The 24,123-nt window shown below is 71.4% G+C and carries 20 protein-coding genes and 1 pseudogene; 2 read left to right on the top strand and 19 right to left on the bottom strand.

What is annotated here, in order from left to right:
- Window positions 1–13 precede the first annotated feature (13 nt).
- The 12 genes from IFT88_RS17395 to hrcA form a co-directional block, all read right to left on the bottom strand.
- A complete protein-coding gene (locus tag IFT88_RS17395; RefSeq protein ID WP_192120051.1) occupies window positions 14–2,614 on the bottom strand; it encodes a phosphatidylglycerol lysyltransferase domain-containing protein in 2,601 nt (866 codons plus the stop codon).
- On the bottom strand, window positions 2,611–3,942 hold the full coding sequence (locus IFT88_RS08885) for an alpha/beta hydrolase (protein ID WP_043592565.1): 1,332 nt from the start codon (window positions 3,940–3,942) through the stop codon (window positions 2,611–2,613). The genes IFT88_RS17395 and IFT88_RS08885 overlap by 4 nt, the downstream gene beginning before the upstream one ends.
- 226 nt (window positions 3,943–4,168) lie before the next feature.
- Window positions 4,169–4,861, bottom strand: coding sequence for a response regulator (locus IFT88_RS08880; protein WP_369813993.1), 693 nt, complete (start codon window positions 4,859–4,861; stop codon window positions 4,169–4,171).
- Window positions 4,858–6,120 carry a sensor histidine kinase gene (locus tag IFT88_RS08875; RefSeq protein WP_052505053.1) on the bottom strand — a complete coding sequence of 421 codons (1,263 nt, stop codon included), beginning with the start codon at window positions 6,118–6,120 and terminating at the stop codon, window positions 4,858–4,860. The genes IFT88_RS08880 and IFT88_RS08875 overlap by 4 nt, the downstream gene beginning before the upstream one ends.
- Window positions 6,121–6,255: 135 nt before the next feature.
- Entirely contained in the window at window positions 6,256–7,194 is a 939-nt protein-coding gene (gene era, locus IFT88_RS08870) for a GTPase Era (protein WP_043592564.1), read from the bottom strand.
- 61 nt (window positions 7,195–7,255) lie between these two features.
- Window positions 7,256–8,554, bottom strand: coding sequence for a hemolysin family protein (locus IFT88_RS08865; protein ID WP_052505052.1), 1,299 nt, complete (start codon window positions 8,552–8,554; stop codon window positions 7,256–7,258).
- Between the two features lie 7 nt (window positions 8,555–8,561).
- Window positions 8,562–9,023 carry an rRNA maturation RNase YbeY gene (gene ybeY, locus IFT88_RS08860; protein WP_043592560.1) on the bottom strand — a complete coding sequence of 154 codons (462 nt, stop codon included), beginning with the start codon at window positions 9,021–9,023 and terminating at the stop codon, window positions 8,562–8,564.
- Window positions 9,020–10,135, bottom strand: a complete 1,116-nt coding sequence (locus IFT88_RS08855; RefSeq protein ID WP_043592558.1) for a PhoH family protein — start codon at window positions 10,133–10,135, stop codon at window positions 9,020–9,022. Before IFT88_RS08855 ends, ybeY begins: the two co-directional genes overlap by 4 nt.
- A complete protein-coding gene (locus IFT88_RS08850) occupies window positions 10,125–10,502 on the bottom strand; it encodes a histidine triad nucleotide-binding protein (protein WP_192120049.1) in 378 nt (125 codons plus the stop codon). The genes IFT88_RS08855 and IFT88_RS08850 overlap by 11 nt, the downstream gene beginning before the upstream one ends.
- Before the next feature lie 50 nt (window positions 10,503–10,552).
- The gene (locus IFT88_RS08845) at window positions 10,553–11,296 is read right to left on the bottom strand and encodes a 16S rRNA (uracil(1498)-N(3))-methyltransferase (protein WP_043592557.1); all 744 of its coding nucleotides are present in this window, start codon (window positions 11,294–11,296) and stop codon (window positions 10,553–10,555) included.
- Between the two features lie 2 nt (window positions 11,297–11,298).
- Window positions 11,299–12,414: a molecular chaperone DnaJ gene (dnaJ, locus tag IFT88_RS08840; RefSeq protein WP_192120047.1), complete on the bottom strand. Its 1,116-nt coding sequence runs from the start codon at window positions 12,412–12,414 to the stop codon at window positions 11,299–11,301.
- A 107-nt stretch (window positions 12,415–12,521) separates the two neighbouring features.
- Window positions 12,522–13,544, bottom strand: coding sequence for a heat-inducible transcriptional repressor HrcA (hrcA, locus tag IFT88_RS08835; RefSeq protein ID WP_192120045.1), 1,023 nt, complete (start codon window positions 13,542–13,544; stop codon window positions 12,522–12,524).
- Between the two features lie 178 nt (window positions 13,545–13,722).
- On the opposite strand from hrcA, the gene IFT88_RS08830 reads away from it, so the two are divergent.
- Window positions 13,723–14,214, top strand: a complete 492-nt coding sequence (locus IFT88_RS08830) for a DUF4870 domain-containing protein (protein WP_231567002.1) — start codon at window positions 13,723–13,725, stop codon at window positions 14,212–14,214.
- A 169-nt stretch (window positions 14,215–14,383) separates the two neighbouring features.
- Here the strand turns inward: IFT88_RS08830 and hemW are convergent, their stop codons facing one another.
- From hemW to IFT88_RS08805, 5 genes are all read right to left on the bottom strand, one after another.
- Window positions 14,384–15,610: a radical SAM family heme chaperone HemW gene (hemW, locus tag IFT88_RS08825; RefSeq protein ID WP_192120043.1), complete on the bottom strand. Its 1,227-nt coding sequence runs from the start codon at window positions 15,608–15,610 to the stop codon at window positions 14,384–14,386.
- Window positions 15,611–15,612: 2 nt separating this feature from the next.
- Complete coding sequence (locus IFT88_RS08820) at window positions 15,613–16,386, bottom strand: DUF1990 family protein (RefSeq protein ID WP_082059736.1); 774 nt, start codon at window positions 16,384–16,386, stop codon at window positions 15,613–15,615.
- A gap of 5 nt (window positions 16,387–16,391) precedes the next feature.
- Complete coding sequence (gene lepA, locus IFT88_RS08815; protein ID WP_192120041.1) at window positions 16,392–18,242, bottom strand: translation elongation factor 4; 1,851 nt, start codon at window positions 18,240–18,242, stop codon at window positions 16,392–16,394.
- Window positions 18,243–18,529: 287 nt separating this feature from the next.
- On the bottom strand, window positions 18,530–18,838 hold the full coding sequence (locus tag IFT88_RS08810; RefSeq protein WP_192120039.1) for a DUF4190 domain-containing protein: 309 nt from the start codon (window positions 18,836–18,838) through the stop codon (window positions 18,530–18,532).
- A gap of 54 nt (window positions 18,839–18,892) precedes the next feature.
- The gene (locus IFT88_RS08805; RefSeq protein WP_043596190.1) at window positions 18,893–20,044 is read right to left on the bottom strand and encodes a pyridoxal phosphate-dependent aminotransferase; all 1,152 of its coding nucleotides are present in this window, start codon (window positions 20,042–20,044) and stop codon (window positions 18,893–18,895) included.
- A 244-nt stretch (window positions 20,045–20,288) separates the two neighbouring features.
- On the opposite strand from IFT88_RS08805, the gene rpsT reads away from it, so the two are divergent.
- Complete coding sequence (gene rpsT / locus IFT88_RS08800) at window positions 20,289–20,549, top strand: 30S ribosomal protein S20 (RefSeq protein ID WP_043596189.1); 261 nt, start codon at window positions 20,289–20,291, stop codon at window positions 20,547–20,549.
- Between the two features lie 117 nt (window positions 20,550–20,666).
- Here rpsT and holA read toward each other — a convergent pair whose 3' ends face one another.
- Window positions 20,667–21,701: a DNA polymerase III subunit delta gene (gene holA, locus IFT88_RS17125; protein WP_043596213.1), complete on the bottom strand. Its 1,035-nt coding sequence runs from the start codon at window positions 21,699–21,701 to the stop codon at window positions 20,667–20,669.
- A gap of 660 nt (window positions 21,702–22,361) precedes the next feature.
- Window positions 22,362–23,795 (bottom strand): annotated as a pseudogene (locus IFT88_RS17390) (ComEC/Rec2 family competence protein); the annotation flags it as partial.
- Window positions 23,796–24,123 lie beyond the last annotated feature (328 nt).

Below are 24,123 nucleotides of genomic sequence, written 5' to 3'. Positions count from 1 at the left end.
CTCCCCCGCGCGATCAGACCACCGTGCGGACGAGCCGCACGACGGCACCGACCGAGAGGTCGGGCAGGTAGGCGCGACCGAGGGCCGTGCCGATGGCCGGCAGCTGCACGGGATCGGGGAAGGCCATGACGAGGGGCACGAACTCGGGCTGGAACTTCTTCTTGAAGGTCAGCAGGGTCCGGAAGCCGTAGGCCGGTTCGAGCACCCGTCCGAGGAAGGTGAGCACACGTTCGGTCTGTGACGCCGGGCCGTCGGAGGACGCGCTCGTCGCGAGCGGTGCCGCCGACAGGCTGAGGAACTCGACCCCCTGCTCTTTCATGGCCAGTGCCGACGAAGCGATGACGAACTCCATCACGCCGTTCATGCTGTCGGGTCGGCGTCGCATGAAGTCGAGCGTCCAGCCGACGACCTCTCCGTCGCGCCAGGAGGGCAACCAGCTCGTCACCGCCTGGACCGAGTCGTCCTCGTCCAGTGCGAGCATCAGCGCCACGTCGGGGTCACGCAACTCGTCCACGCCGCCGAGTGTGAAGCCCATCTCGGGCAGGTTCTTCTCGGCGACCCACTGCTCGCTGATCTCGCCGATCTGGCGGGCGACCGCGGGCCGGAGGTCGGCGTAGCGGGTCCACTCGGCCCGGACCCCGTTCTTGGTCGCGCGGTTGATGCTCGACCGGACGTCCTGCCACTTCTTGCCGGTCATGGCGAAGGTGGCCGGGTGGAGCACGGTCTCTTCGCCGACGGGCAGCGTCGACCAGCCCATGTCGGCGAAGAGGGGCGAGAGTTCGCCCCTCACGCTGTAGAAGACCGGGGTGAGCCCCTGGTCGTCGCACCAGCGCGCGAACTCACGCGTGACCTCGGGGAGCCGGTCGGCCGGGCACAAGGGCTCACCCGTGGTGACCGCGATCCCCGCGACGACGCGATAGGCGACGGCCGCGCGACCGTCGGCCGTGAACCAGTACCGGTTGCCCTCCCACAAGGCCATGTGCGACAAGGTGCCCGGCGTACCCCGGTGGACGATCTCGCGCACCTGGGCACGCGCCGCGTCGGGACGGACGTCCCCCGGCCGTGTCGCACCCACCACGAGCCCGACCAGCACGACGAGCCACCAGAGCGGCCCCACCCACTCGAACGCGGCCCGGACGACGCCGCCGTCGGGCACCGGCCCGATGCGGGTGAGCCCGACGAAACCGACCGGCACGAAGCGTTCGGGCACGTCGAGCAGCAGCGTCCACGGTTCGATCGTCGGCACGAAGGAGGCGCGCCCCAGCCACGCGAGGACGGCGAACGTCACCGCCAGCACGACACCCGACAGCACGACGACGAGGGCGAACCGCGGCCGTCGCGTCCCCTCGGCCCCGATGCCGAAGTGACGACGGAGGAGGAACAGTCCGACGGCGACCGCGGCCGGCACGGCGACCGCCAGCACGGCGAGCACGCCCCTCTCGACCACGTGGCGGGGCTGGTCGACGACCGGATCGGTCGTGACGGGGAGCACCACGTAGTAGAGACCGGCGAAGACGGCGAGCAGCCCGTTGACCGCGACGGCCACGTCGAGGGCGAGGCGACGACCACGCCGCAGGTACCAGGCGCACACGAGCAGCACCGCCAGTGGGAGGAGGCTGAGCAGGACCGTCGGCACGGTGTCGATGCCCGCGAGGGCCGCGGCCCGCGCGCAGGCCCCGATCGGGGGCGCGTGCCGGTCGGGTGCGCCCTGTCCCGCCGCCGCGCAGGCGGCCGAGAGCGACCGCCCCGGCAGGACGTCACGGAACAGCATGCCGAGGGGCGAGAGCGCCCCGATGGGGCTGCGGGTGAGCAGGGTCAGGACGGGACCGAGGGCCGTCACCGCGACGATGGTCGAGGCGAGGCGTCGCACCTCGTGGTGCGAGCTGCGCAGCCATCCGCGCTCGGCGGGACGGCCGGCCAGGACCACCCCGAACGCGAGCCCGACCAGGGCGCCGAGGAGCGCGTAGAGACCCGAGGGATGCCCGTCGTACAGCACGAAGGCGAACACGAACGAGAAGCCGACCAGCCGGATGCGGCGTCGCCAGAGCGGTCCGGAGAACGCGCTGGCGGTCATGATCGTGCCGAGGGCCGGCGTGAGCGGGTGGAGGGTGGACTCGGCGGCCACTTCGAGGGCCCAGGTCTCGCCGAGCGCCTGCCCCAGGGCCTGGACCGCGACGCCGACGCCGGTCGCCACGACGGCCGTCACGAGGTAGGCCGCGACCGTGCGGCACGGGCCCATGCGGCGCTCGGCGGCGCCCACGAGCACGAGGACGCCGACCACGGCCAGGACGAGTTGGGCGGGACCGCCGGCGAAGAACACCGACCCGAAGACGAGCAGCCACGAGGTGCGGTCCTCGAAGGGGTCGAGCCCCGCGCCGACGAGTTCCCGCAGCCGCTCGCTCGGAGCGTGCGTCAGGCTGCCCGAGGCGAGAGCCAGCACGACGAGCAGCAGCGCGAGCGCGAGACTCACGGGACGGACGCGGGCGAACGCCACCAGACGGGTGCCGATGCCCTCTGCGACCTGTCGCACCCGCCCCGGCTCGTGGGGCACGGGCTCGTGGGGATCGGGCGGTGTCGGTGCGTCCGGGCCGGCCTCGGTCACGTCGGCGCTCACGGGGTCTGCACCGCCGCGCTCAGGCCGAGGCGCGGGTAGAACTGCCCGATGCCGTGGGCGAAGCCGTTGGTCGCGGTCGTCCAGTCGTGTCCGCTGCCCGGTGAGACGTAGCGCGTCACCGCCATGCCCGCCTTCGCCGCCGCCGCCGAGTTCACCGTCATGATCTGACCGTACGGGCCGTCGGTCGCACCGACGGCGAAGAACGCCGCGGTGTCCGCGTAGGGCCCGTGCTTCGCCATGATCGCTTGCGGTTGGGCCGCCTCGTAGGCCGCTCGGTTCCCGGCGAAGCCCTGGTCGATCGTGGTCTTCTCGTCGCCGATCGACGGGCCGAGTTCACCCGACACGTCGATGAAGGTCGAGAACAGGTCGGGTCGCGACGCGGCGAACTGGATCGAGCAGGTACCGCCCTGCGAGAACCCGCCGACCGCCCACGCCCTCGGGCCGGAGGCCACGTGGAAGTGGCTCGTCATGTAGTCGACCACGTCGGTGGTGATGTAGGTGGCGCTGTTGCCCAGGACGCCGTCGACGCACATCGGGTTGTGCGCGTCGGCACTCAACTGGTCGGGGACGACGACGATCGGTGCGAGACCGTGGTTCTTCGCCGCGAAGGCGTCGAGCGTCTCGACGAGGTGGCCGGCCGTGACCACCGAGCTCGGTTCGGCGGGTTGCCCCGACATCATGATCATCACGGGGAGGGCGGGGGCGTTCGCCACGAGGGCCGCCGGAGGCAGGTAGACGACGGCGTCGCGTGCCGGGAAGTGCGAGACCGTGCCGGGGATGGACACGCTGCCGTACCGGCCCGTGGCGGGCAGGTCGGACGGGGCCTTCCAGGTCGACCAGAGGGTCGGGTCGAACTCCGTCGACGCGGAGGCCGCGGACGGAGGCGCGGTGGCGGTCGCCGGAAGAGCCGGCACCTCGTCCAGGCCGAGCGCCTGCGACAGGTTCTGGTACACGCTGCCGTCCCGGTTCAGCGCCAGTCCGCCGGCCAGGGCGAACACCAGGACCGCCACGACGGCCACGACCTTGCGCCACCACCGGGTACGGATGAGGTTGACGACGACCACCCCGAGGCCGGCGACCACCGCGGCGACCCAGAAACGGTCCACCCAGGTGGGCGACAGTCCCAGCACGTCGCGCACGTCGCCGAGCCACCAGGTGACGACGGCGCCCAGGCCGGCCCCGGCGAGGACCGCGAGGGCGATCCACCGCCACCACGTCCGTCGGGTCCGCGGACGGACGAGGAGCGCGATCGCGATCAGGACGGCGACCACGTCGACCACCAGCAGCGACGTCGACGACAACAACGGGACCGACAGCAACCAGTTCATTCGAGAGCTTCTTTCGGCGGAGGATCGGGGTGATGACCACCCAGGTGACACTCTGCCGCCACGGAGTGAGCCGACACGAGCCACGCCGCTCGGTCACAGCATCCTCATCAGTTGCGGTCAGTCTCTGCACGGTGCCGGTGTCGGCGCCGGTACGCGTGAAGGCCCTGGCACGGCGCCCGACCGGCGTCCTGTCGACGTCGGCCAGGGACTCGCCTCGAGCTCGGACCTACTCGGCGAGCCCGTGTTCGTACGCGTAGACCACGAGCTGCACCCGGTCACGCAGGGACAGCTTCGACAGCACACGGCTGATGTGGGTCTTGACGGTCGCCTCGCTGAGGAACTCCCGCGACGCGATCTCGGAGTTGCTGAGGCCCCGCGCCGCGAGGTCGAAGATGTCCCGCTCCCGGGTGGTGAGGGTGCCGAACGACTCGGGCACGGCCCGGGCGCGTGAGGCACGTCCGTCGAAGTGCTCGAAGAGCTCTCGCGTGGCGGACGCCGCGATCACGGCGTTGCCCGCGTGCACGGTGCGGATCGCGGCGAGCAGGAACTCGGGGTCGGCGTCCTTGAGGACGAAACCGCTCGCGCCTCCTCGGATGGCGCGGGTGGCGGCCTCGTCGAGGTCGAACGTCGTCAGCACGATGATGCGCGGCGGACGGCGCGAGGCGGCCTCGGCCTGCGCCAGGACGGCGGTGGTGGCGGCGATGCCGTCCATGACGGGCATGCGGATGTCCATCAGGACGACGTCGGGGGTGGCGCGCGCGACCATCGCCACGCCCTCGTCGCCGTTGCTGGCCTCGCCCACGAACTCCAGGTCGGGTTGCGAGCCGACCAGCATCTTGATGCCCGCACGGAACAGGGCCTGGTCGTCGACCAGCGCGACGCGGATGGGTGCCGTCGAGCGGCCGGGCATGTCGATCATCGGATGCGTACCTCTTGGGTCAGTGCCAGGGTCGGCACGATGGCGTGGACGACGAAGCGTCCGTCGGCGTTCTGGGTGGTGAGCGAGCCGCCCGCCAGGGTGGCACGCTCCCGCATGCCGTCGAGCCCGTGGCCGCCCCGCCGCTCGTCGCCGGTCGTGTCGACCGGACGTGTCGGCGGTCGCACGACGTTCGAGACCACCAGGTGCAGGGCCTCGTAGCGCCAGTCGAAGTGCAGGCCGACGGGCTGGTCGACGGCACCGTGCCGGAGGACGTTGGTCAGGCTCTCCTGGACGATGCGGAACACGGCGAGCTGCCGGTTGGTCCCGAGCACCTGGGGTTCACCCGTCACGCGCAGGTCGACCGTGAGGCCCGAGCCGCGCATCTGGTCGAGCAGCCGGTCGAGATCACCGAGGGCGGGCTGCGGCGCCTCTCCCTGGCTGTGCCGCAACTGACCGAGGAGCACGCGGACGTCGCCGAGGGCCTCCCGAGCCGTCGTGGCGATGGTGGTGAGCGCCCCGTCCACCGAGGTCGGGTCGACCCGGGCGGCGTAACGGGCCCCGTCGGCCTGGGCGATCACGACGGCCAGCGAGTGGGCGACGACGTCGTGCATGTCCCGGGCGATCCGGTTGCGTTCTTGCTCGACGGCGATGTCCCGCTCGGCTCGGGCGGCCTCGCGCTCGGCCCGGGCGGCGTCGTTCTCGGCACGGGCGGTCTCGCGCTCGGCGACGAGCCGCGCCTCACGGCTGAGCCGCTCGGACCATCTCGCCCGGGCCAGCAGCCCGCCGGCCCAGGGCAGACCGAGCAGGGCGAGGAATCCGAGGAGGCTGATCCCCAGCTGCAGGAGGATGCGGACGACGTCGGTCACCGCGTAGATGTCGTAGTCGACGCCGAACAGGCTCTGCTGCACGAACGAGAGGTAGAACGTGCCCAGGAGGGCGCCCACGCCCACGGAGACCAGGCCCGACCACTTGACCCGGTCGGTGCCGTACGCGGCCGTGGAGTACAGCACTGCGCAGATCGCGAGGTTCGTGACACCGGGCGTGCTGCCCGTGACCATCTGGGACGCGGCGACCAGCCAGGCAAGAGTGAGGGCGAGCCCGGGCGACAGCCGCCTCAGGGCGAAGGTGACCGTCATGCCCAGCACGACGAACGGGGTCGTCACGACGCCGTCCGACAAGACCAGGCCGACCACGCCGAGCAGGAACGCCGCCGACAGGTCGACGGCGACCTGGTAGGGAGCGAGGCGTCGGAAGATCACCCGACCACCGTACGACCTGCGGTGGCCCGTCCGGGCCGGCCGCCGTGCGTGAACGACCTCGGGACCATCACGATCATCCGCAGGGACGAGGGCCAACCGCCCGCCCGGGACGCGCCGAGCGACCGGGAGAGGGTGTCAGAACCCCAGCCGACCGAGCTGCTTCGGGTCGCGCTGCCAGTCTTTCGCGACCTTCACGCGGATCGACAGGAAGACCTGCTTGCCGATGAGCGGCTCGATCTGCGCCCGCGCACGCTCACCCACCTCGCGCAGGCGTTGACCCCCCTTGCCGATGACGATGGCCTTCTGGCTGTCGCGCTCGACGAAGAGGTTCGCGTAGATCTCGAGGAGGTCCTTGTCGTCACGTTCGACCATGTCGTCGATCGTCACGGCGAGCGAGTGCGGCAGCTCGTCCTGCACGCCCTCGAGGGCGGCCTCACGCACGTACTCGGCCACCCGGTCGGTCAGGCCCTCTTCGGTCACCGCGTCGGACGGGTAGAGCGGCTGCGACACCGGCATGAGTTTGATGAGTTCGGCGGTGAGGACGTCGAGCTGCACGTCACTGACGGCGGACAACGGGATGATGGCCTCCCAGTCGCGCAGCCGGCTGACCGCCAGCAACTGCTCGGCGACCGCCGGCCGCGACGTCGCGTCGGTCTTGGTGACGATCGCGACCTTCTTGGCCCTCGGGTACTGGTCGAGCTGCTCGTTGATGAACCGGTCGCCCGGGCCCAGCTTCTCGTCGGCCGGCACGCAGAACCCGATCACGTCGACGTCGCCGAGCGTGGTCTGGACGATGTCGTTGAGCCGCTCGCCGAGCAGCGTGCGCGGACGGTGCATGCCCGGGGTGTCGACCAGGACCAGCTGACCGGTCGCCTGGTGCACGATGCCGCGGATGGCCCGTCGGGTCGTCTGCGGCTTCGACGAGGTGATGGCCACCTTCTGGCCCACGAGGGCGTTGGTCAGCGTCGACTTGCCGACGTTGGGCCGACCGACGAACGAGACGAACCCGGCTCGGTAGGTCGACCCCCGAGGAGGCGCGGCCGAGGGGGTGAGGTCGTCTCCGGTGGTCGACATGGGGGCCTTTCGTGAACGTGGTGGAACGGGTGGGAGGTGGAGGGTCGACGCGACCCGGTGCTCAGTCGTCGCGAGCGGCGTCGGCGAATGCGGCCTGTGCGTCCGCGAGGTCGGGATCACGCTCGACCAGCACGGTCTGCAGGTCGTGCCGGCGACCCTCGGTGCGATCGGCCGTGAGCACGAGACCCGACACGCGGACGACCGACCCCTGCTCGGGCAATCGCCCCAGGACCTTGGTGAGCAACCCGCCGACCGAGTCCACGTCGTCGTCGTCGAGCTCGAGGCCGAAGAGGTCGCCGAGCTCGTCGACGGGGAGACGGGCGCTCACCCGGAAGACCCCTGCGGAGACCTCGCGCTGCGGGGCGACCTCGCGGTCGTACTCGTCGCTGATGTCGCCGACGAGTTCTTCGATGAGGTCCTCGAGCGTGACGAGGCCGGCGATGCCGCCGTACTCGTCGACGACCATGGCGAGATGGTTCTTGTCGAGCTGCATCTGTCGCAGCGCGTCGTCGGCCTTCTTGGACTCGGGCACGAAGACCGCCGGACGGGCGAGGGTCGTGACGGGAGCCGAGTCGTCGCCGCTGTGCTCGTGCAATCGTCGGGCGAGGTCGCGCAGGTAGACGATGCCGACGACGTCGTCGGAATCGCGGCCGACGACGGGCACGCGGGACACGCCTCGGCCGAGGAAGAGGCTCATCGCCGATCCGACGGAGGCGGTGGCGTCGAGGGTGACCATGTCGGTGCGGGGCACCATGACCTCGCGGACCACGGTGTCGCTGAACTCGAAGATCGAGTGGATGAGCTCGCGGTCGTCCTCTTCGAGGACGTCGAGCTCGGTCGCCTCGTCGACCATGCTGAGCAACTGCTCTTCGGACGAGAACGACGCGCTGCGCGGACGACCGGGGGTCACCCGGTTGCCGACGGCCACCAGGGCGTCGGCCAGGGGCCCGAGGACGACCCGGACGAACCGCACCAGCCCCGAGGTGAGCCGCACGAGACCACGAGCGTGGGCGCGACCGACGCTGCGCGGGCTGGAGCCGACGAGGACGAACGACACGACCGTCATGATGAGCGCCGAGAGCAGGAGGGCCAACCACCAGGGCTCGACCGAGAACGCGAACGACAGCGACACGAGTACGGCCGCCGACGTCTCGGCCAGGATGCGCACGAAGTTGACGGCGTTGACGTGCGCCCCGACGTCGGCGGCGATGGCGGTCAACGCCGTCGCGTGGCGCGGATCGTCGTCGGCCTCGTCGAGGAGGTCCTGGCGGCTGAGCACGCCGAGGGCCGAGTCGGCCGCGGCCAACAGGCCACCGAAGACCACCAGGAAGACCGCCACGACGACGAAGACCGTGACCATCACGGCGTCACCGACTCGTGTCGGCCGCGGCGAAGGCCGCGAGGATCTCGCGCTGCAGACCGAACATCTCGCGCTCGTCGTCGGGCTCCGCGTGGTCGAACCCGAGGAGGTGCAGGACGCCGTGACAGGTGAGCAGCAGCATCTCGTCGAGGGGGCTGTGCCCCGCCGTGGCGGCCTGTGCGACGGCCACCTGCGGACACACGACGATGTCGCCGAGCAGGCCGGCCGGCGTCGGCTCGTCCTCGGTGCCCGGACGCAGCTCGTCCATCGGGAAGCTCAGCACGTCCGTCGGGCCGGGTTCGTCCATCCACTGGACGTGGAGTTGCTCCATCGCGGCCTCGTCGACGAACACGATCGCGAGCTCGGCCTCGGGATGCACGTGCATCTGGTCGAGCGCGAAGGTGGCCAGGCGCTGGATCGTGGCCTCGTCGACCTCGACGGCGGATTCGTTGGCGACCTCGATGCTCACCGGGTTCCCTTCTTCGGCAGGCGGTCGCGGGCGTCGGCCCGGCGCTCGGAGCGGTTGCCCGCTTCGACCTGGTCGTTCGCCGCTTCGTGACGGCGGTGCTGCTGGGCCTGACGTTCGGCGTCGTAGGTCGTGTACGCGTCGACGATGCGGCCCACGAGCGTGTGCCGCACCACGTCATCGCTGGTGAGACGGGCGAAATGGATGTCGTCGATGCCGTCGAGCACCGTCGTGACGAGCTGGAGCCCGCTGGCCCCCGTGGGCAGGTCGACCTGGGTGACGTCGCCCGTGACGACCATGCGCGAGCCGAAGCCGAGCCGGGTGAGGAACATCTTCATCTGCTCGGGCGTCGTGTTCTGCGCCTCGTCGAGGACGACGAACGCGTCGTTGAGCGTCCGACCGCGCATGTAGGCCAGAGGGGCCACCTCGACGGTGCCGGCCGCGAGCAGCTTGGGCACGATCTCGGGGTCCATCATCTCGTTGAGCGCGTCGTAGAGCGGTCGGAGGTACGGGTCGATCTTGTCGGTGAGGGTGCCGGGCAGGAAGCCCAACCGCTCGCCGGCCTCGACCGCGGGGCGCGTCAGGATGATCCGCTGGACCTCGCGGCGCTGCAGTGCCTGGACGGCCTTGGCCATGGCCAGGTAGGTCTTGCCCGTACCGGCCGGGCCGATGCCGAACGTGATGGTGTGCTGGTCGATCGCGTCGACGTACTCTTTCTGACCCGGTGTCTTCGCCCGCACGCCCTTGCCGCGGCTGGTGACGATGGGCTGCCCGAAGACCTCGGACGGGCTGCCCTGCCCCGAGTCGAGCAGACGGGCCGACGTCGCGACCTCGGCCGGGCCGAGGTCGTGGCCGCCGCGGACCATCGAGACGAGCTCGTCGACGAGCCCCTCGGCCCGGCCGACCGCGGACGAGGGCCCCTCGAGGGTGACCTCGTTGCCGCGCACGAGCACGCGGACCTCGGGGTACTGCTTCTCGACCGCACGCAGCAGGCGGTCTTGCGGGCCCAGCAGCTGGACCATGGCGACGCCGTCGACGGTGACGTCGACACGCCGGACGTCGTCGCCCGTCGTCGGTGTCGAGGGGCCGGTGGCATTCGTGTCGCTAGTGGGCAAGGGTGCCTTCCTCCAGGGATCCGCCGAGCACATGGGCGTGCACGTGGAACACGGTCTGCCCGGCGGATGCGCCGGTGTTGAAGATCAAACGGAACTCGGACCCGTAGTGTTCCCCGAACGCCGCCGGGTCGGCCGCGAGCCGGGAGGCGGTCGCCACCAGCTCGGCGAGCAGCGCGGGGTCGCCCTCGGCGAGTTCGACGACGTCGCGGTACGCCTGGGTCTTGGGCACCACGAGCAGGTGGACGGGTGCCCGGGGCGCGATGTCGCGGAACGCGATGACCGTGTCGCTCTCGAACACGATGTCGGCGGGGATCTCGCGCGCGACGATGCGGCTGAAGACGGTGGGCTCGTCGGAGGTCTCGGACATGCTGCCCATCGTAGCGACGACCGCCGACACGACCCCCGGGGGCGTGGCGGTCACCAGCGGCCGAGACGCACGCTCAGCACGGACAGGGCGGCCGGACCGGCCGTGGAGGTACGCAGGACGGCGTCCCCGAGGCGCACGGCGCGGGCACCGGCCTCGGCTAGCTGCTGCAGCTCGGCGGGCGACACCCCGCCCTCGGGACCGACGACCACGACGACGCGGTCGGGCACCGCGCCTCCTGCGGTGAGGTCGACCGCCGTGAGCGCCTGCTCGGCCGACGGCTCGAGCACGAGGACGAGATCGCGGGAGGCGCGCTCGGCCAGCTGCCGCGTCGTCGCGAGCCCGGACACCTCGGGCGCCCACGGACGGATCGACTGCTTGGTCGCCTCGCGCACGATCGACGACCAGCGGGTGAGCCCCTTGGCGACCTTGGGACCCTCCCAACGGGAGATGCTGCGGGCCGCGGCCCACGGGACGATCTCGTCGACGCCGAGCTCGGTCGCGGCCTGTACCGCGAGCTCGTCGCGGTCGCCCTTGGCGAGGGCCTGGGCGAGGACCAGCCGCGTCGTCGGCGCCTCGTGCCGCACCACCCGCGTCGCGAGCAGCACCAGCCGCTCGGGCGCCGCCTCGCTCACCTCGCCCTGGACCACCAAGCCCCGACCGTTGCCGAGGGTGAGCGCTTCGCCCACCCGGACACGGCTGACCGTCACCGCGTGCCGCGCCTCGGAACCGGTCAGCTCGACGGTCGAACCGACCTCGGCGGCGACCAGGTCGTCGACCAGGTAGAAGTGCGCCACGATCAGAAGTTGAGGAAGCGGTCGCGCAACTTGCCGAAGAGGCCCTGCTGGAAGTGCGACAGCTCGGGAGCCGCAGAGCGCCGACCCGAGGCGAACTTCTCGATCAACTCGCGCTCTTTGTGGCTGAGCTTGGTCGGGGTGACCACCTGGACGCCGATCTTGAGGTCGCCGCGACCCGTTCCGCGCAGTCGGGTGATGCCGCGGTCCTTCACGGTGAGGATGTCGGCACTCTGGGTGCCGGGCCTGATCTCGACCTCGATCTCGCCGTCGAGCCCGGTGAGCGTCGTCGTCGTGCCGAGGATGGCGTCGGTCATCTGCACCTCGAGCGTCGCCAGCAGGTCGTCGCCGTTGCGGCTGTAGGTGTCGTGGTGCCGCACCTTGACCTCGAGGTAGAGGTCGCCGTTCGGGCCGCCGGCCTGGCCGACCTCGCCCTGACCGGGCAACTGGAGCCTGAGCCCGGTGTCGACGCCCGCGGGGATGTCGATGGGGATCGAACGCCGGGCCCGGACGCGCCCCTGGCCCTGGCACGTCGGGCAGGGGTTGGGGATGACGGTGCCGTACCCACGGCAGGTTCCGCACGGGCTCGACGTCATGACGTTGCCGAGCAGCGAGCGCACGGTGCGCTGGATCTGCCCGGAGCCACCGCAGATGTCGCAGGTCTGGGGCGAGGTGCCGGGTGCGCAGCACGAGCCGCTGCACGTGTCGCAGAGGACGGCCGTGTCGACCTCGATGTCGCGCTGCGTGCCGAAGACGATGTCCTCGAGGTCGACCTCGAGGCGCAGGAGCGCGTCCTGCCCGCGTTCGCGCCGGGACCGCGGCCCCTGACGTTGGCCCTGACCACCACCGCCGAAGAACGCGTCGAAGATGTCGCCGAAGCCGGCGGCCCCGCCACCGCCACCGCCGCTGAAGCCGGGCTGCGGACCCAGGTCGTAGCGTTCGCGTTGCTGCGGGTCGCTGAGCACGTCGTAGGCGTGCGTGACGTCCTTGAACCGTTCGGACGCGTCGGGGCTGGGATTGACGTCGGGGTGCAGCTCGCGAGCGAGCTTGCGGTACGCCTTCTTGATCTCTTCCGGGGTCGCCTGACGGTCGACTCCGAGGACGTCGTAATGATCTGCCACTGGTTCTCGTCTGCCTCTGGTGTGGTGTGGTGGTCTTCCCGGCGGGGCCGGGCCCGGCGGACCGGGACGGGATGGGGTCGTGGAACGGCCGGGGCCGTCGGCGTCGGCTACCGCTCGGCGAGCAGCGACGACAGGTAACGGGCGACGGCACGCACCGCCGCCATGTTGGTCGAGTAGTCCATGCGCATGGGCCCGAGGACGCCGAGCCTCGCGATCTCGCTGCCCTGCGTCGAGTACCCGCTGGCCAGCACCGACGCCTGCGACAACCCGAACGAGGCGTTCTCCCGTCCGATGCTCGCGGCCACGTCGACGGCGTCGAGCTGCATCTCGCCGAACAACCGCAGCAGGGCGACCTGTTCTTCGATCGCCTCGAGCACTGGGAAGAGGTCACCGCTGAAGTCGTCGCCCGTGCGCACCAGGTTCGCCGCACCGGCCATGACGAGGCGGTCCTGGCGTCCGGCGGCGATCTGCTCGGTGAGGCTCGCGACGACGACGCCGACGACCGCCGCGAGATCGGGGCGGAAGCGCGTCGGCAGGTCGGTGAGGGCCGTGGAGGCCTCACCGAGGGGCCGTCCGCCGACCGCGGCGTTGATGGCGGCCCGCAGTTCGGACAGGAAGGACTCGTCGACGGCGGTGCGGATGTCGACGGCCCGCTGCTCGACCTGGCCGCTGTCGGTGATGAGCACCGTCATGACGCGGCCGTCGCCCAGGCTGACCAGTTCGACGTGACGCACGCGGGCCCGGGAGAAGGTGGGGTACTGCACCAGCGCCACCTGGTTCGTGAGCTGCGACAGCAGACGGACCGTTCGCCCCAGCACCTCGTCGAGGTCGGTGGAGTCGCCGAGGAAGGTCTCGATGGCCTGACGCTGGGCGGCGCTGAGGGGTCTCAGGTCGGCGAGCTGGTTGACGAAGAGCCGATAGCCCTTGTCGGTCGGCACCCGACCCGACGAGGTGTGCGGGGCCGCGATGAGCTCTTCTTCTTCGAGCAGCGCCATGTCGTTGCGGATCGTCGCCGCCGAGACGCCGAACTGGTGTCGCTCGACGATGGACTTGGAGCCCACGGGCTCACGGGACGCGACGTAGTCGTGCACGATGACGCGCAGGACTTCGAGACCGCGTTCGGAGACCATGACGCACCTCTCTTCGCTCGACGCCCCGGGTCGTCCGCCCGCCGGGCGACCGGTCCTGGCACTCGACGTGCCGGACTGCCAATCGTACGACACCTCCGTCGCGAGGCCTACTCGCGCCGCGCCCGGCTGCCCTAGGGTGGCGGGGACATCCGCAGGACACTCACGAACAGGTGCAGCCATGACCGAGAACCCTCCCGCCCAGCCGAACGGCCCGCAGAACGGGCGACCCGGCCAGAACGGGCAGCCCGGCCAGCCCTACGGCCACGGCCAGCAGCCCGGTCAGGGCCAGCAGCCCGGCGCCGGCTACGGCCAGCAGCCCGGCTACCAGCCGCAGCCCGTCCAGCCGATGCGCCCCGAGGACGAGAAGCTGTGGTCGACGCTCATCCACCTCGGCGGCATCATCTTCGCGTTCGTCCCCGCTCTCGTCGGCTACCTCGTGTTGAAGGACCGTGGCCCGTTCATCCGGGAACACACCAAGACCGCGCTGAACTTCCAGATCACGATGGCCATCGTCTACGTGATCTCGGCGATCCTGTCGATCATCGTCATCGGAGGCGTGCTCGCACTCGTCGCCGGCATCCTCGTCATCATCTTCTCGATCATCGCCGCCGTCGCGGCCAACAAGGGCCAGTGGTACAAGTACCCGCTGACCATCGAGTTCATCAAGTAGGCGGTCGACCGGCCCGGACGGGCACGACGCGAGGCGCGACTCCCCCGGGAGCCGCGCCTCCTGCGTTCCGGGCCCGTGCCTCCCCTGCCCGTGCCTCCCGGGCCCGTGCCTCCGGGTCCGTCGCCTCGGGGCGCCGACCGAGAACGTGACTCGATCCGGGCACGCCGGGTCAGTCGGGCAGCAGGCGCCGCACGACGGCGTCGGCCATGAGGCGCCCCTCACGGGTGAGCACCACGCGACCCTGCAGGGCCGGGCGCCCCTCGACCCAGCCGTCGGCGATGAGGCCGGCGACCGCCTGGCGCCCGTCGTCGTCGAGCTCGGAGGTCGGCAGCCCCTCGCGGATGCGCACCCCGAGCAGGACGCGCTCGACCCGACGGGTCTGGTCGTCGAGGGTCTCGCGCCCCGCGGCCGGTGACTCGCCCGCGGCCATGCGTTGTTGGTAGGCAGCCGGATGCTTGACGTTCCACCACCGGACGCCGCCGACGTGGCTGTGCGCGCCCGGGCCGACGCCCCACCAGTCGTGGCCCTGCCAGTAGGCCAGGTTGTGGCGGGAGCGGTGCTCGACGCCACGCGACCAGTTGCTGACCTCGTACCAGTCGTACCCCGCCGCGGCGAGCCGGTCGTCCGCGACCTCGTACATGTCGGCCGCGGTGTCGTCGTCGGGCATCGGGACCTCGCCGCGCTTGATCTGGCGGGCGAGCTTCGTGCCGTCCTCGACGATCAACGAGTAGGCCGAGAGGTGGTCGGGCTGCTGCTCGAGGGCGACGTCGAGAGAACGCCTCCAGTCGTCGAGGGTCTCGCCGGGCGTGCCGTAGATGAGGTCGAGGCTGACGTCGAGCCCGGCGTCACGCGCCCAGCGCACCACGAACGGGATGCGCTCGGGATCGTGCGTACGCTCGAGGGTGGCGAGCACGCTCGGCACGGCCGACTGCATGCCGAAGCTGACGCGCGTGAACCCGGCGTCGGCGAGCTGCTGCAGGTACGCGGCGTCGACCGAGTCGGGGTTCGCCTCGGTCGTCACCTCGGCGCCGGGCTCGAGACCCCAGGTGTCGACCATCGCGTGCAGCATCGACGTCAGGTCGCCCGCGGGCAGCATCGTCGGGGTGCCCCCGCCGAAGAACACCGAGGAGGCGCGGCGCGGCGGCAGACCCGCCTCGCGCAGCACACGTCCCCCGAGCTCGATCTCCGCGACGGCCTGCCCGGCGTAGTCGTCCCGGCGTGCGCCCCGCAGTTCGTCGCCGGTGTACGTGTTGAAGTCGCAGTACCCGCAGCGCACGCGGCAGAACGGGACGTGCAGGTAGACCCCGAAGTTGCGGTCGTCCGCGCCGACCGCGACGGTCTCGGGCAGGCGTCCGTCGACGGGGGCGGGATCGCCGAGGGGAAGGGCTCCGGGCACCGTCAGGCGCCGGTTCCCGAGGCGTCGCCGCGCGGACCGGTCGGGGGCCGGTCGTCGCCGCGGGGATCGCCGACCCCGGCCTCGGTGTCCTCCACGACGACGACCTCGTCGGTCTGCTCGCCCTTCTCGTTGAGGCTCAGGGCCCGCAGGTACCGCTTCGTGTACTGCGCCTGCGTGCGTCGCAGGAAAGGTGCCACGAGGCGCCATTTCGCGCTCGACGGCTTGGAGAACGACCTGATGGAGAGCCAGACCGAACCGTCGTCGGTCTGGTCGACGATCCAGGATTCCTCGCCGCTCTCGGGGTGGCCGTCGAGGGTTCCGTACGCGAAGCCCTTGCGCTTCGGTTCGTCGATGACGTAGACGACGCGGACCGGCGCCTCGACCGTGCGCCCGTAGGCCTCGATGCTGAGCGTGGCCGTCGTGCCCGCCGTGAGGAGGGGTGTGCCGTCGGGCGAGTACCGCGACTCGTCGCGCGCGGTCGTCCACTCGGCCGCGTCGACCGGTTGCCCGTGCTCGTCGAACTGGACGGGCGTGTACTCGCTCTCGTCGGCCGGCGGCACGCTGTCGACCCGGACGCGGATGCCGCTGCGTTCCTGGATCTGCCAGGTCATCGTGGCGATCCAGGCCGCGGCGAAGCGGGCGTCGCCGTGGCCGACGCGCGCCCGGTACTCGGCCGGCTTGAATCCCTTCGGCGGGTACTGCATGAGGTCGGGGGCCTGCGTCGCCCCGACCTCGCCGTAGGTCGTGCGGGTCTCGGTGTGGGTGGCTCGACGCATGCGCCCTACTTCTTGTCTTTCTTCTCGACGTCACCGCTGAGGGCGGCGATGAAGGCCTCTTGGGGCACGTCGACCCGACCGATGGTCTTCATGCGCTTCTTGCCCTCTTTCTGCTTCTCGAGCAGCTTGCGCTTGCGCGAGATGTCACCGCCGTAGCACTTGGCCAGGACGTCCTTGCGCATGGCGCGGATGCTCTCGCGGGCGATGATCCGGGCACCGATGGCGGCCTGGATGGGCACCTCGAACTGCTGCCTCGGGATGAGCTCGCGCAACCGGCCCGTCATGAGGACCCCGTAGGCGTAGGCCTTGTCGCGGTGCACGATCGCGCTGAACGCGTCGACCTGTTCGCCCTGCAGCAGGATGTCGACCTTGACCAGGTCGGCCTCTTGGTCGCCGATGGGTTCGTAGTCGAGGCTGGCGTAGCCCGCCGTCTTCGACTTGAGGCTGTCGAAGAAGTCGAACACGATCTCGCCGAGGGGCATCGCGTAACGGATCTCGACCCTGTCCTCGCCGAGGTACTCCATGCCGAGCAGGGTGCCGCGGCGCTGCTGGCAGAGCTCCATGATGACGCCGACGTAGTCCTTGGGCGCGAGGATGCCCGCCTTGACCATGGGCTCGCTGACGCTGGTGATCTTGCCGCCCGGGAATTCGCTCGGGTTGGTGACCGTGACGGTCTGCTTGTCTTCGGTCGTGACCTCGTAGATGACGCTCGGCGCCGTCGTGATGAGGTCGAGGCCGAACTCACGCTCGAGGCGCTCGGTGACGATCTCGAGGTGCAGCAGGCCGAGGAACCCGCAGCGGAAGCCGAACCCCAGGGCCACGGAGGTCTCGGGTTCGTACACCAGCGCGGCGTCCGACAGCTTGAGCTTGTCGAGGGCCTCGCGCAGGATGGGGTAGTCGCTGCCGTCGATCGGGTAGAGCCCCGAGAAGACCATGGGCAGCGGCTCGGTGTAGCCGCTGAGGGCCTCGGTCGCGGGCTTGGCCGCCGTCGTGACGGTGTCGCCCACCTTCGAGAGGCGGACGTCCTTCACGCCGGTGATGAGATAGCCGACCTCGCCGACCGACAGCCCCTGGCTGGGGACGGGCTCGGGCGACGAGACGCCGATCTCGAGGATGTCGTGCGTCGACTTCGTCGACATCATCTGCACCTTCTCGCGCGGGTGCAGGGTGCCGTCGATCATGCGGATGTACGTGACGACGCCGCGGTAGCTGTCGTAGACCGAGTCGAAGATCATCGCGCGGGGCGGTGCGTCCTTGACGCCGACGGGCGAGGGGATGCGGTCGACCACGCGGTCGAGGAGTTCTTCGACGCCCATGCCGGTCTTGCCGCTGACGCGCAGCACGTCGGCGGGGTCGCCGCCGATCAGGCCGGCCAACTCGGCGGCGTACTTGTCGGGGTCGGCCGCCGGCAGGTCGATCTTGTTGAGCACCGGGATGATCTCGAGGTCGTTCTCGAGTGCCAGGTAGAGGTTCGCCAGGGTCTGGGCCTCGATGCCCTGGGCCGCGTCGACCAGCAGGATCGCGCCCTCGCAGGCGGCCAGCGAACGGGAGACCTCGTAGCTGAAGTCGACGTGGCCCGGGGTGTCGATCATGTTGAGCGCGAACGTCTCGCCGTCGCGCTCCCACGGCATGCGGACGGCCTGGCTCTTGATCGTGATGCCGCGCTCGCGCTCGATGTCCATGCGGTCGAGGTACTGGGCACGCATCGCGCGCGACTCGACGACGCCGGTGATGCCGAGCATGCGGTCGGCCAGGGTCGACTTGCCGTGGTCGATGTGCGCGATGATGCAGAAGTTGCGGAGGGACTCGGGCTCGGTCGACGCCGGCTCGAGTGCGCGGGTTGCTTGGGGACTCACACGATCCTCTGGGGGTGGTGGGCGGGGGTACCGCACGATTCTCCCACGCCCGGGCGACGGATCGGGCGTCGAGCCGCGCGGGGCCCGGCCGTCGGCAACTCCTGCCTGGTGCCCCGGACGACACCGCGCCTCCCCGGTCCGCCGCTCGTGCCGCGACGGGAGACAGGAGTTGCCGACGCGGGGCAGGCCCTGGAGGCGAGCGCGCGGGCACGACTGCGGTGCCGGACGGCCGGACCGCGGGACGGGCCGGGCGGGCGGGCGGGTTGGCCGGTCGGCCGGGTCGCGGGTCAGGCGGTGGTGCCGGGGAGGAGCGCGATGACGCCCGCGCCACCGACGACGGCCAGGCCGACGGCGAGGGCGATCAGCGTGCCCACGAGCATGACGGCGGACGAGATGATGCCGACGAGCGCCATGGTGCGCCCCTCGGGCTCACGGCGGCGGGACAGGATGCCGAGGACGAGACCGGCGATCGGCACGACGAAGGTGAAGCCGAAGGCGATCGAGGCGAGGCCGAGGACGAGGCTCCAGACGGCGAGGGGCGAGCGCACGCCGGTGGTGGGGGCGGAGACGGTGGTGTGTACGGGTTGGTTCGTCATGCTCCGAGCCTAGGAAGACCCTCGCGGCGACCCCAGGGGGCTGACCCCCGGATGTCAGCGGGGGTCGACCGGCGCGGGCAGTTTGCCGAGCCCGCGGGTGATCACCTCGGGCGCGGACGCGAGGCAGACGCGGATCCACCCCTCGCCGCTCCGGCCGAACGCACTGCCCGGTGCGACCGCGACGCGCTCCGACAGCAGGAACCGCTCGGCCCATCCCGCCACGTCGCCCTGCGAGGCGTGGCTCACGTCGATCCAGAGGTAGAAGGCGCCGGTGGGCTCGAGGTATCGGATGCCCCGCTCGTCGAGCAGCGTCGTGGCGAGGTCGAGGTTGCTCCGGTAGTGCTCCCGGGCATCGGCCACGGGCTGGTGATCCCCCACGACGGCCGCGAGGGCGGCGTGCTGGTCGGGCTCGGCCACACAGCTGATCGCCGCTTCCTGGACCGTGCGCATCGTCTCGGCGAGACCCTTGGGCGTCACGAGGTAGCCGACCCGCACGCCCGTCATGGCGTAGGTCTTGCTCATCGAGAAGACGCTGAACACCCGGTCGTCGGTGTCGAGCGAGGCGAGGCTGACGTGCTTCGGCCCGTAGGTGAAGTACTCGTAGACCTCGTCGCTGATCACCCAGAGGTCGTGCCGGCGGGCGAAGTCGAGCAGACGGCGCAGCGTCTCTTCTGGGTAGACGACGCCGAGCGGGTTCGACGGACTGTTGACGACGAGGGCGCGGGTGCGGTCCCCCACGAGGTTCTCGAGCTCGTCGAGGTCGGGGTGGAAGTCGAGGTCGGGTGCCAGCGTGTAGGGCACGGGCACGGCGTCGAGCATGCGGGCGTTCATCGTGAAGGTCGTGTAGCCGGGGTCCGGCACGAGCACCTCGTCACCCGCCGCCAGCAGGAGCCCCATCGTCTGGTGCAGGGCCTGCGTCCCGCCGACGGTGACCCAGACCTGCTCGAGGTCCACGTGCACGTCGTTCTCCCGGGCGAGCTTGGCCACGAGCGCCTCGCGCAGGGCCGGGATGCCCCCGTTCGGCGTGTAGTCCGTGCGGTCGTCGGCCCAGGCGCGGCGTGCGGCATCGGCGATGTGGCGGGCCACGGGCACGTCGGGCTCGCCCACCACGAGCATGTCGACGCCGTCCAGCTGGGCCGCCAGCTCGAACACCCGACGGATTCCGGACGCGGGCACGGTGGTCATGTGGGGCGCGAGCTGGGGCATGATGGCACGGTACTACGCACGACACGGCACGCCGTCGGGCCGACGCTCGTTGAGAGTCGAGCCTGCTGCTGGTAACGTTGCCTGTTGGCTTGCGCGTTACGTCTGCAGTGGCGGAACGCGATCGCAGCCGAGAGCCGCTCCGGTGGCCATCACCGGCGGCAGCACCGGGTCCACCGATTCACGTCGGTCGGACGCTCGGCTGGCGCACACCCGTCCGAGACACAGAATCCAGAAAGTAGTTCACGTGGCAAACATCAAGTCGCAGATCAAGCGCATCGGCACCAACAAGAAGGCCCAGGACCGCAACCGCGCCGTCAAGAGCGAGCTCAAGACCGCCGTCCGCGCCACCCGCGAGGCCATCGCCGCCGGCGACAAGGACAAGGCCACCTCGGCTCTGCTCCTCGCGTCGAAGAAGCTCGACAAGGCCGCCAGCAAGGGCGTCATCCACCAGAACCAGGCCGCGAACCGCAAGTCGTCCATCGCGAAGCAGGTCGGCGCCCTCTAGGCTCCCCTCCCCCGAGCCTCCGGGCTCGACGACGAAGGCCCCGTCTCGATCGAGACGGGCCCTTCGTCGCATGCCGACGCCGACTGGACAGTCGTCCGGACGGTCAGGAGGCGCTCTTCACGACAACAGGGCACCGCGCGTCGAGATCATGGTCACCATCCGCTCGAGTGCGTACACCGGATCGCGTTCGGCACCCTTGACGGCCGCGTCGGTCTCGGCGAGAAGCTCGATGCACCGGCCCAGCCCGTCCTCGGACCAGCCACGGAGGTCGCGTTGCGCCCGCTCGACCTGCCACGGGGCGAGCCCGAAGCGTGAGGCGAGTTGACCCGAGCCGCCGTAGGAACCCTGCAGCTTGGCCATCGTGCGGATCTTCATCGCGAACGCCGCCACCACGGGCACGGGATCGGCCCCGGTCGACAACGCGTGACGGAGCAACACGAGGGCCTCGCCCTGGTGACCCGCGATGGCCGCGTCGGCCACCTTGAAGGCGTTCGTCTCGACCCGGCCCGAGTAGTACTTCTCGACGGTGGCCTCGGTGATCTCGGCCGCGGCGTCGCTGATCAGCTGCTGGCAGGCGCTGGCGAGCTCGGCCAGGTCGTCGTTGAAGGCCGTGACGAGCGCCCGCAGCGCCCCCTGCGAGATGCGTCGTCGCTCGGAGGCGAACTCGGCGGCGGCGAACTCGAGCTTCTCGGTGTCTTTCTTGAGCTCGGCGCAGACGACCTCGAGACCGCCGCCCGTGCCGCCCCGGACGGCGTCCAGCAGCTTCTTGCCGCGGACCCCGCCCCCGTGGCGCAGCACCAGGGTCGTGTCGTCGGCGGGTGTGTCGAGGTAGCGCAGCGTCTCGGTGAGGAACGCGTCGGTGCACTTCTCGACGTTCGAGACGCGGATGAGGCGGGGCTCGGCGAAGAGCGACGGGCTCGCCAGGGTCACGAGTTCACCGGGTTGGTAGTGGTCGGCCTCGAGGTCGTGCACCTCGAGGCTGGGGTCTTCTGCAGCGAGCTGGTCGCGCAGCTGGCGCGAGGCCCGATCGGCGAGGAACTGCTCGGGCCCGCTCACCAGCACGACGGCCGCGGGCCGGATTCTGTCCCACCCCACCTGGTCGATCGCGACCGAGGCCTTCTTCGCCGTCTTGCCACTCGCTCGCGCTGCCATGCTGCCTCTCGGACGTCGTCCCACGGACGCGGGGCCCGCCGCGCCACCTCCGATGCTAGAGGACGCCACCGACGTGCCCGACGTGTCGTCAGGGTCCCGGGGCCCCGCGTGCTCCCGCCAGATCCGCAGGCCGACGTCGCCGCCCCCACGGTCGACGGGCGTGACCGCGGCCTGACCCGCCTCGTCGCTGCGGACCACGACTCCCCCGCCGTGCCGGACCAGGTCGAGCGCGACGTCGGTCGGGTGACCGTACGAGTTGTCGGCACCCACCCCCATCAGCCCCACCCGGGCCGACACCCGCTCGTAGAGCTCGGCGTGCTGGTCCGCCGACCCGTGGTGCGAGACCTTCACGACGTCGACCCGTCCGAGCCCCTCTTCGCCGTCGGGTGACGAGGCGAGACGGCGTTGGGCGGTCTCACCGAGATCGCCGAGGGCCAGCAGGGAGAGGCATCCGACCCGGCAGGACCCGCCCGGGTCGAGGCGCAACACGAGGCTGGCGTCGTTACCCGCCGGGGTCGAGGAGGGCGGCCAGAGGAGCCGCCACGTGAGGTCGCCGAGGCGTCCCCGGGTGCCGACCTGCGCCTCCTGGACCTCGGCACCACCGTCGCGCAGCGCCGCCACGACCTCGGCGTCGTCCGAGCGCCCCACGGGCCCGACGAGAGCCGTGCCGACCCGACCGACCACGGAGTCGATCGCCCCGACGTGGTCACGGTCGAAGTGGGTGAGCACGAGCAGGTCGACGTGGCGCACGCCGAACGTCGAGAGGCATCGGTCGAGAGCGGCCTCGTCGTCGCCGACGTCGATCAGGGCGACGGCCCGCGCGCTCCGGACGAGCACGGCATCTCCCTGTCCCACGTCGCACTGGGCGACGACCCAGTCGTCGGGCACGGAGGCGCGAGTCACCAGGGTGCGCCCGCCCACCACGCCGACGGTCGCCACCAGGACGCTCACCAACAACGTCGTCGCGACGGCTCGCGTGCGGCCCCGGGCCCGGGCGACCACGGCGACGACGACGAGGGCCGTGACGCCGACCAGGGCGGCCACGCCGGGCGCCGAGCCGTCCCACGCGAGTCGTGTGCCCGGCCAGCTCGACGCCGACCGGGCGACGGCCGCGACCCAGGACGACGGCAGCCACGAGGCCCAGGCGACGACCGTGGCCGTCACGGGGACCCAGGGCGCGAGCACGCAGACGACGAGTCCGCCCACGGTCGCCACCGGAGCCGCCGGGCCGGCGAGCACGTTCGCGACGACGCCGTGCAGGGCGATGCTCGGCTCGAGGGCGAGCAACACGGGCTGGCAGGCGAGCTGCGCGGCCGTGGGCACGGCGAGGGCCGCCGCCACGGGTTCGGGCACGAGGCGCGCCAGCAGGGCGGTCAGCGGCCCGCCGAGCACGACCAGCCCCGACGTCGCGAGGACCGACAGGACGAAGGCGAGGTCGCGGGCCAACCACGGGTCGACGAACAGCAGCCCGGCGACCGCCAGCGCGACGACGGGCACGCCGGCGATCGGTCGGGCGACGGCGAGGTGCACGAGGACGAGCACCGCCATGACGGTGGCCCGCACGATGCTCGGCTCGGGCGTGACGAGCACGACGAACGCCGAGAGCACGACGACGGCCGCCCCGAGCCGCAGCAACCGCGGGACCTTCAGCACCGACCCGACGAGCATCACGAGTGCGACGAGAACCGCGCAGTTCGAGCCCGACACGGCCGTGAGGTGGCTGAGCGACGCCTGCGTCATGTCGTCGTCGAGGTCGTCGGGCACACCCGACGTGTCGCCGATCGCGAGCCCGGGCAACAGGGCTCCGCCGTCGCCCGGCAAGTCGGCGGCCACGGCGCGGAACGCCGACCGGAGCCCGTTCGACCACGCCGACGCCCGCCCGGGCTCGGAGCGGACGGCGAGCGGCTCGACCGCCCGCCCCTCGAACGCGACCGACTCGCCGTACCTCGCCGGGGCGAGGACCAACCGGGCCGAGACCCGGGTGCCGATCTCGACCGAGCGGCGACCGTCGACTCGCGCCCCGAACACCCGCACCGGCACGCGAGCCCCGAGCGCCACGGTCCCCCCGCCGACGTCGAGCCGATCGACCGACATCGTCAGGACGTCGGCCCGTCCCTCGACCCGGTCGAGCAGGCGCCCCTCGAGGGTGACCGCGTGACCGACCGACGTCGTGAGCCCCGGCGGGTGGCGCCGATCGTCGCGCACCGCCGCCTGGCCCGTCAGCCCCGCGCACGTCCCCGCACTCAGGGCGACCACCAGCAGGACCTGCCCGGCCACGAGCACGCCCACCCGCGCGACGACCACCAGCCCGACCGCGACGACGCAGACGACGAGGGCGGCCGCGGCCACGACGGGCAAGAGCCCGGGCCGGGTCGAGCCGACCGCGAGCCCGACCCACGCCACGGCCACGGGCACCCCGAGC

The sequence above is a fragment of the Frigoribacterium sp. CFBP 8751 genome, from assembly GCF_014841545.1.
In the GTDB taxonomy this organism is placed as follows: domain Bacteria; phylum Actinomycetota; class Actinomycetes; order Actinomycetales; family Microbacteriaceae; genus Frigoribacterium.
This window is presented reverse-complemented; position numbering and strand designations above follow the sequence as displayed.

Excerpts from the sequence above, each read along its gene's own strand:
- IFT88_RS08865 (WP_052505052.1), bottom strand. The coding sequence starts at position 8,554 with ATGGTCACGGTCTTCGTCGTCGTGGCGGTCTTCCTGGTGGTCTTCGGT.
- IFT88_RS08830 (WP_231567002.1), top strand. The coding sequence starts at position 13,723 with ATGACCGAGAACCCTCCCGCCCAGCCGAACGGCCCGCAGAACGGGCGA.
- hrcA (WP_192120045.1), bottom strand. The coding sequence starts at position 13,544 with ATGGTCTCCGAACGCGGTCTCGAAGTCCTGCGCGTCATCGTGCACGAC.
- IFT88_RS08880 (WP_369813993.1), bottom strand. The coding sequence starts at position 4,861 with ATGATCGACATGCCCGGCCGCTCGACGGCACCCATCCGCGTCGCGCTG.
- era (WP_043592564.1), bottom strand. The coding sequence starts at position 7,194 with ATGTCGACCACCGGAGACGACCTCACCCCCTCGGCCGCGCCTCCTCGG.
- IFT88_RS08850 (WP_192120049.1), bottom strand. The coding sequence starts at position 10,502 with ATGTCCGAGACCTCCGACGAGCCCACCGTCTTCAGCCGCATCGTCGCG.
- IFT88_RS08810 (WP_192120039.1), bottom strand. The coding sequence starts at position 18,838 with ATGACGAACCAACCCGTACACACCACCGTCTCCGCCCCCACCACCGGC.
- IFT88_RS08885 (WP_043592565.1), bottom strand. The coding sequence starts at position 3,942 with ATGAACTGGTTGCTGTCGGTCCCGTTGTTGTCGTCGACGTCGCTGCTG.
- IFT88_RS08820 (WP_082059736.1), bottom strand. The coding sequence starts at position 16,386 with ATGCGTCGAGCCACCCACACCGAGACCCGCACGACCTACGGCGAGGTC.
- holA (WP_043596213.1), bottom strand. The coding sequence starts at position 21,701 with ATGGCAGCGCGAGCGAGTGGCAAGACGGCGAAGAAGGCCTCGGTCGCG.
- IFT88_RS08805 (WP_043596190.1), bottom strand. The coding sequence starts at position 20,044 with ATGCCCCAGCTCGCGCCCCACATGACCACCGTGCCCGCGTCCGGAATC.